This window comes from Nostoc cf. edaphicum LEGE 07299, from assembly GCF_015207245.1.
Classification (GTDB): Bacteria; Cyanobacteriota; Cyanobacteriia; order Cyanobacteriales; family Nostocaceae; genus Nostoc; species Nostoc edaphicum_B.
The window spans coordinates 1-5,804 of the sequence record NZ_JADEXF010000276.1; the positions used below are offsets into that span (position 1 = coordinate 1).

At 41.3% G+C, this 5,804-nt stretch carries 8 protein-coding genes; 3 read left to right on the forward strand and 5 right to left on the reverse strand.

Annotation, left to right across the window (positions count from 1 at the left end):
- From IQ229_RS10285 to clpS, 3 genes are all read right to left on the reverse strand, one after another.
- Positions 1-873: pentapeptide repeat-containing protein (locus IQ229_RS10285; RefSeq protein ID WP_194043398.1), on the reverse strand; the 873-nt coding region annotated here is incomplete at its 3' end.
- On the reverse strand, positions 870-1,703 hold the full coding sequence (locus IQ229_RS10290; protein ID WP_194043400.1) for a CPBP family intramembrane glutamic endopeptidase: 834 nt from the start codon (positions 1,701-1,703) through the stop codon (positions 870-872). The genes IQ229_RS10285 and IQ229_RS10290, both read right to left, overlap by 4 nt.
- A 71-nt stretch (positions 1,704-1,774) precedes the next feature.
- A complete protein-coding gene (gene clpS / locus IQ229_RS10295) occupies positions 1,775-2,056 on the reverse strand; it encodes an ATP-dependent Clp protease adapter ClpS (protein WP_069070124.1) in 282 nt (93 codons plus the stop codon).
- Positions 2,057-2,351: 295 nt separating this feature from the next.
- On the opposite strand from clpS, the gene IQ229_RS10300 reads away from it, so the two are divergent.
- Positions 2,352-2,717 carry a hypothetical protein gene (locus IQ229_RS10300; protein ID WP_194043408.1) on the forward strand — a complete coding sequence of 122 codons (366 nt, stop codon included), beginning with the start codon at positions 2,352-2,354 and terminating at the stop codon, positions 2,715-2,717.
- 217 nt (positions 2,718-2,934) lie between these two features.
- Here the strand turns inward: IQ229_RS10300 and IQ229_RS10305 are convergent, their stop codons facing one another.
- Both IQ229_RS10305 and IQ229_RS10310 read right to left on the reverse strand, forming a co-directional pair.
- A complete protein-coding gene (locus tag IQ229_RS10305) occupies positions 2,935-3,156 on the reverse strand; it encodes a hypothetical protein (RefSeq protein ID WP_194043402.1) in 222 nt (73 codons plus the stop codon).
- A 243-nt stretch (positions 3,157-3,399) separates the two neighbouring features.
- Entirely contained in the window at positions 3,400-3,600 is a 201-nt protein-coding gene (locus IQ229_RS10310; protein WP_094349495.1) for a hypothetical protein, read from the reverse strand.
- A gap of 471 nt (positions 3,601-4,071) precedes the next feature.
- Between IQ229_RS10310 and IQ229_RS10315 the strand changes: the two genes are divergently transcribed.
- Together IQ229_RS10315 and IQ229_RS10320 are read left to right on the forward strand one after the other, a co-directional pair.
- The gene (locus IQ229_RS10315; protein ID WP_194043404.1) at positions 4,072-4,401 is read left to right on the forward strand and encodes an STAS domain-containing protein; all 330 of its coding nucleotides are present in this window, start codon (positions 4,072-4,074) and stop codon (positions 4,399-4,401) included.
- Positions 4,402-4,548: 147 nt separating this feature from the next.
- Positions 4,549-5,804, forward strand: a 1,256-nt coding sequence (locus IQ229_RS10320) for a radical SAM protein (RefSeq protein WP_194043406.1), incomplete at its 3' end; no start/stop codon positions are given.

Here is a 5,804-nt window from a genome sequence, read left to right on the forward strand (position 1 = left end):
ATATCCCAAATATTTACCTAACGTAGTTTTGCAAGCAGGTAGTCCTAATTTGGCCCGAAATTCTTCATCGTATACTGCTTCTTCCCAATTTTGTGCCAATTTAATCTGCTCGGTTGTCAGATTTTTAGTATGACGAAAGTCTGTTCTATCTACGCTACTTTGAGTAAAGTCAACATCACGGAGGTTTGCACCTCTGAAATCATTTCCATCCAATTTTGCAACATTTAATCTAGCACCAGTTAAATCTACATTTCTTAAGTTGACATTGACAATTAATTCGCTGTGGCTTAAATCAGCATTTTGTAAGTCTGCCGAGTGAAGGTTAACATTGCCGAAGCTCGCGTAAGATAAATTAGCTTGATTTAGATTTGCTTGTGATAAATCTACTTTCGTAAAATACGTGCCTTTTAAGTTAGCACCACTTAAATTCGCAGCACGGAGATTACTATCAGAAATAAATAAGCCAGAGAGATTAGTATCAGAAAAATTAGCTGATTGTAAGTTAACTTTCTCTAACGAAACTTTATAATCAACATTACAACTAAAATCAATATCACCGATTTCTGAGAATCCAGATTCTCCATGATCATCTTCAGATTTATCAGTCCATCGCATCTCTGCTTGGCGTACATCAGATCCTTGTAAATTTGCACCATCTAATTTAGCATCTGTCAGTTCAGCTTCTCTTAAATCTGCTCCAGCTAAATCAGTATTTGTTAAATCAGCGCCACCTAAATCACACTTGGGGCATTTTTTAGTTGTTAGCAGCTGCTTCACATGAGCGGGATTTGAAGTTTTTTTAGCCTGACAATCTTTACAACCAGAAAGAAAAGTAAGTAATAAAGCTGATACAATTAATATTTTTATTTTCATACATGACGCGATCGCTCAGTCCTTCCCCGTATCCCCAAAGCTAGTACACTCATTAACAACACCCCCATCACTCCTTGTAGGGGATTATTATTCACACCAGTTACCCAATCAGGAACTTGGCCAGAATATTTCACTAATTTCCCCACATTAATAATGTAGTAACCCCAAACTAAACCACCATGTAAACCAATTGGAAAACCCAAGCGTCCCCTACGCCAACGCTTTCCCCATACTTGCGTTAATCCCAGCAGTACTAAAGCTGGAAATTGCGGCAGTGTATGAATAATTGCTTCCAAGGGTTTAATAAAGTGCAATGTAGCAAACGCAGTTGCATCTGTCCACAGTGCCATACGCAGACTGTAATCTCGTTGTAATTCATCTAGCAACCAGCCTCGGAATAACAATTCCTCAGCAAATCCAACACCTAAGCCAACAAGTAAACCCTCTAAAATAACTTTCAGCAAAAAAACTTTTGGTTGTTGCCACACCAACCAACCCAACAAACTTTCTACGCCAAAAAGTATCAGAATATTAATTATCCCTAGAGCCAAGCCACGCAGTAAATCCACACCGTTTTGCCGCGTGAATTCTAAGCCATAATGCCGCAGAATTTGGGGCTGCTGGTAGACATATTTACCCAATAATTTCAGGAGAAAAATAAAGATTACATATAATAACACCAATGTCAATATACTTTCTAAGTTTGAATCATGCACTAGTAAGTATATTGGTGTAGCCAATGGCAACCATAGCAACAATAAAGTCAAAATAAAAGCACCCAGCCTAATAGGGGCAGGGCGTTCAGCTAAACGGACAAGGTTTTTTTTCATACTAAATAAGTCACTAATCAGCAGCCAATACTCTAAACTTCGACTAATGACCAATGACCAATAACTAATGACTATTCATCAGGTTCAATCGTGCTACTTAAACCGTGACTTTTCAATGTTTCGCAATAAAACTCAGCGTGTTCCAGGGCGCAAGTAATGACTAAAGCTAGCCCATTAGTATGGGCTTCCATCATGATACTCACAGCCTGGGGTTGGGTAAGGCTAGGTACAGTGGCTATTAGCGACTGTACAACATGCTCCATAGAGTTGTAGTCGTCGTTATGGAGCAAAACGCGATACCGAGGCGCGAGCTTGCGGGTTGTGGAAGGTTTTTGAATAGTTTCAACTGACACGGCTCTTTGCTCTTTTCTCGTTACTTCACTACAACAAAGTCTCTGTTTTGCGATCGCTCAACAGTTATTTACCTATTCTATAGTATTTCTGCTCAGATACTATGCGAGGAAAACCCTTTGCTGGCAGGGATTGGTTGTATTAGTTTTGCGTAGCCACTTGATAAGGCACACGTCTAAGACATGGCTGCCGTAAGAGTGCTACCCTAATCTTACAGAAGCTTTTCTTAAACGTAGCGCATTTTCACTTTTAAGATTAAAAAAGTTGCAAGCAAAACAATCCTTGCCCTTGCCCAAGATGGACATCAGCCTAGATTTTCTTCAAACGGGACAAATTGTGTCTCTAGAGTATGGCGACAGGAACCTGTATGCAGAAGTCATTCAATTTGTAGTTTCCCGCCAGTTGTGCTGGGTGCGTCCTTTATTAATGGTTACTTTCATAGAAGAATCACCTCTAATTACCGATTTGCGAGATGCATCTGACTTACTTTGGCCTGCCAATTTATTTCGCCCAGCATTAGACACAGAAGTAATTACCTTCTTGAGCCAACTTTTAGCCAAAGAACCAAAAACTGAACCTGATTCAGTCGCAAAGCAGCAACTCAATCAGTTTATTCACCAACTTTGGCAAGCATATCAAGAGGGATTGGGGATTGGGGATTAGGCATTGGGAATAGGCAACATAGAGACTTCTTGAATCATTCTTCCTTGTCTTCCTTGTCCCTCTTGTCTTCCCAGTCCCCAGCGATGCACTGAGTTTCGACTGCGCCGCTGGTTGTTGGCGCAGCTTCTCCAAGAGTGTGTCCCTAATTCCCAGTCTCTTCCTCAACTGTAGCGAATACCAGCATTATTCATGCGTTGAAGACTGTGAAATTCGATTGCTACATCCTTCGCACCAAAAATTTTTTCGTCCCTTCGTCAGGTGGATAATTGTGGTTAGCAGCATCGTCAATCGCCTCATGCATCACCTGAAGGATATGACTAGAAGTTAGTTTATCTGGCTCGCCAGTAGCCATATTGATGATATCAACTCCCTTAGCAACGAGTTCATTCCGCTTGTGGACAAATTCAGCAAACAGATTGGGAGGAATTTTTTTAGGCATTTAGCGAACTGTATGAAGATTGACTACGAATGCACAATTTAGATGTTCCTTAGCACAGTTTACGCCACCTTAAGTATTTAAATAATCAATCTCATAGAAAAAGACTAGCTATTATATCGCCCTTGTATCCCCCTGCTAAATTAATTTAATTACGAATTACGTTAGGGAGTCCTCGTATCCTTACAGAAAAGCAAGCTACACACAACTTCTGTTTGCCACAGCCTGCGCGATCGTAGAGAGCGTCTAAAATCCCAGGCTAGGAACCAACTGGATTCGTCCAGCATCCATCTCTGCCATTAATAATTCTAAGGCTTCGTAATCAACATCAGAAATATAACCCAGTTCCGTCAGTTCTGAGTTGATTTCATTCTCTATCTCAGGAGTTAGTTTTTTAATGTCAAGAGCTTTTTCTACCAATTTACGAATAGCGTACTGAGTTCTCATAAGTAATAACCCAACTGTAATATGACACTAATCATCCCAGATCAGCCTCAGTATAAAGAGTGATCCAAATACTAACTTAGTAGTGATATATATCACAATTTAATTAGTTAGATAGATAATTCACTATGACTTTGCCGTATGCGATCAGCAACGCTAAAGTGGGAGATTTAACCTAACGTTAAGACTTGGCTAAATTAGCTTTAGTTATAGACTAAGCAAGGTTTATCAGCATAGTTACTGATAATTTGTCTGCTCTATGGCTGTCTATAGTTGATTGTTTTTGAAGTGACATAAAAAAAAAGTATATATAAACACATTTTAACCTGGAATTATAACAATCTTTAAACAGACATACTAAAGCAATAAAGATTCAGCAAAGAGAGCTAAGACGTATGGTCGATGCAACAAAATAGAGTTTATGTTCAAATAATCCTTAGCTTGACGCTTCAAAATTCTTAATAGGATGTAACTATGCAGGCAGTGCTTAACTATCCCAAGATTGCAGTTATTCGCCCCCAAGGGTGTTTAAATGCTGCAAACGCCTTGGAATTTGAACGAGATATGACCACAGCGTTGGCGCAAAATGGTATTTCCATCTTGGTAGTAGACCTAGCAGCAGTAGAATCCTTAGACAGCGCGGGGTTGATGGCATTGTTATCTACACACAAGTTGGCTCTTACTTTAGGAAGAAGTTGCCAACTTCGCGCTGTTGCTCCACAAATTAGAATGATTTTTGAACTGACGCAACTTGATAGGGTATTTGAAATATTAGATGCTGAAGCCGAATTGGCCCAAACATAACTTTATGTAAAAGCACAAAGGTTCAGGCAATAAGCGGACTTTATGTAAAGGAGTTGTAAGTTGCAACGATAAACTCTGTTAGAAGACCAAATTCAATGCTAATGTTGGGGTTGGTAGCTGTAATTAAGGTAGCTAGAAGATAGCACAGTGGTTGTTGCAGTTGAAAGATTAATAACGTCGGATATTTTAAAACCAGCCCGTTACTTGGGTAACGAGCTGTTAGCAGTACATAAACCTTGGGATACGGCAGCAATACGTTGGGTTTTAACCTACCCAGAAGTATATGAAGTCGGTGCATCTAATTTAGGGCACATCATCCTTTATAACATCTTGAATGCCCAACCGCGTCAATTGTGCGATCGCGCCTATCTCCCAGGAAAAGACCTAGCAGCCAAACTACGCGAAACTAATACGCCATTGTTTGCGGTAGAGTCAAAGCGATCGCTGACAGAATTCGACATTTTAGGCTTTAGCCTCAGTTACGAACTGGGTGCAACTAATATCCTCGAAATGTTGGATTTGGCAGGAATTCCCTTGACGTGGCGAGAAAGGCAGGGGAGCAGCACTTCTCTACGAGAGGCTGCGCCAACGGCTACGCTCAGTGACCAAGGAGCAGAGGGGCAGGGAATCAGTGAATCTACCGATACTCAGTCGTCCTTTCCGTTGATTTTCGCTGGTGGGCAAACAGCGACATCAAATCCTGAGCCTTATGCTGACTTCTTCGACTTTATCGCCCTTGGAGATGGAGAAGAACTACTGCCAGAAATTGGTTTGGTGTTAGAAGAAGGCAAACAAGCAGGATTAAGTCGGGAACATCTGTTACTGGATTTGGCACAGATACCAGGCGTATATGTGCCTCAGTTTTACGACATGGCAGAGGATGGCTCAGTTTACCCTCTTCGCCCAGACGTACCAAAACGAATTCTGCGACGGGTTGCAACTCCCATACCAGCATATTCCATCGGGTTAGTTCCCTATGTAGAAACAGTTCATGACCGCTTGAGTATTGAGATTCGGCGTGGTTGCACTCGTGGTTGTCGCTTCTGTCAACCAGGAATGCTAACTCGACCAGCACGGGATGTAGAACCCGATCGGGTTGTAGAAGCAATTGAACAGGGTATGCGGGCAACTGGTTACAATGAGTTTTCCCTCCTATCTCTGAGTTGTTCTGATTATTTGTCCCTACCAGCAGTGGGGATGGAAATCAAAAATCGCTTAAAAAATGAAAATATTTCTCTAACTCTACCAAGCCAACGGGTAGACAGATTTGATGAAAATATTGCCAACATCCTGGGAGGTACGCGCCAAGGTGGACTGACTTTTGCTCCAGAAGCTGGTACTCAGCGGATGCGAGACATTGTGAATAAGGGGTTGACGAATGAAGAATTGTTGCGGGGGGTGAA

Excerpts from the sequence above, each read along its gene's own strand:
- IQ229_RS10290 (WP_194043400.1), bottom strand. The coding sequence starts at position 1,703 with ATGAAAAAAAACCTTGTCCGTTTAGCTGAACGCCCTGCCCCTATTAGG.
- IQ229_RS10300 (WP_194043408.1), top strand. The coding sequence starts at position 2,352 with ATGGACATCAGCCTAGATTTTCTTCAAACGGGACAAATTGTGTCTCTA.
- IQ229_RS10305 (WP_194043402.1), bottom strand. The coding sequence starts at position 3,156 with ATGCCTAAAAAAATTCCTCCCAATCTGTTTGCTGAATTTGTCCACAAG.
- IQ229_RS10310 (WP_094349495.1), bottom strand. The coding sequence starts at position 3,600 with ATGAGAACTCAGTACGCTATTCGTAAATTGGTAGAAAAAGCTCTTGAC.
- IQ229_RS10315 (WP_194043404.1), top strand. The coding sequence starts at position 4,072 with ATGCAGGCAGTGCTTAACTATCCCAAGATTGCAGTTATTCGCCCCCAA.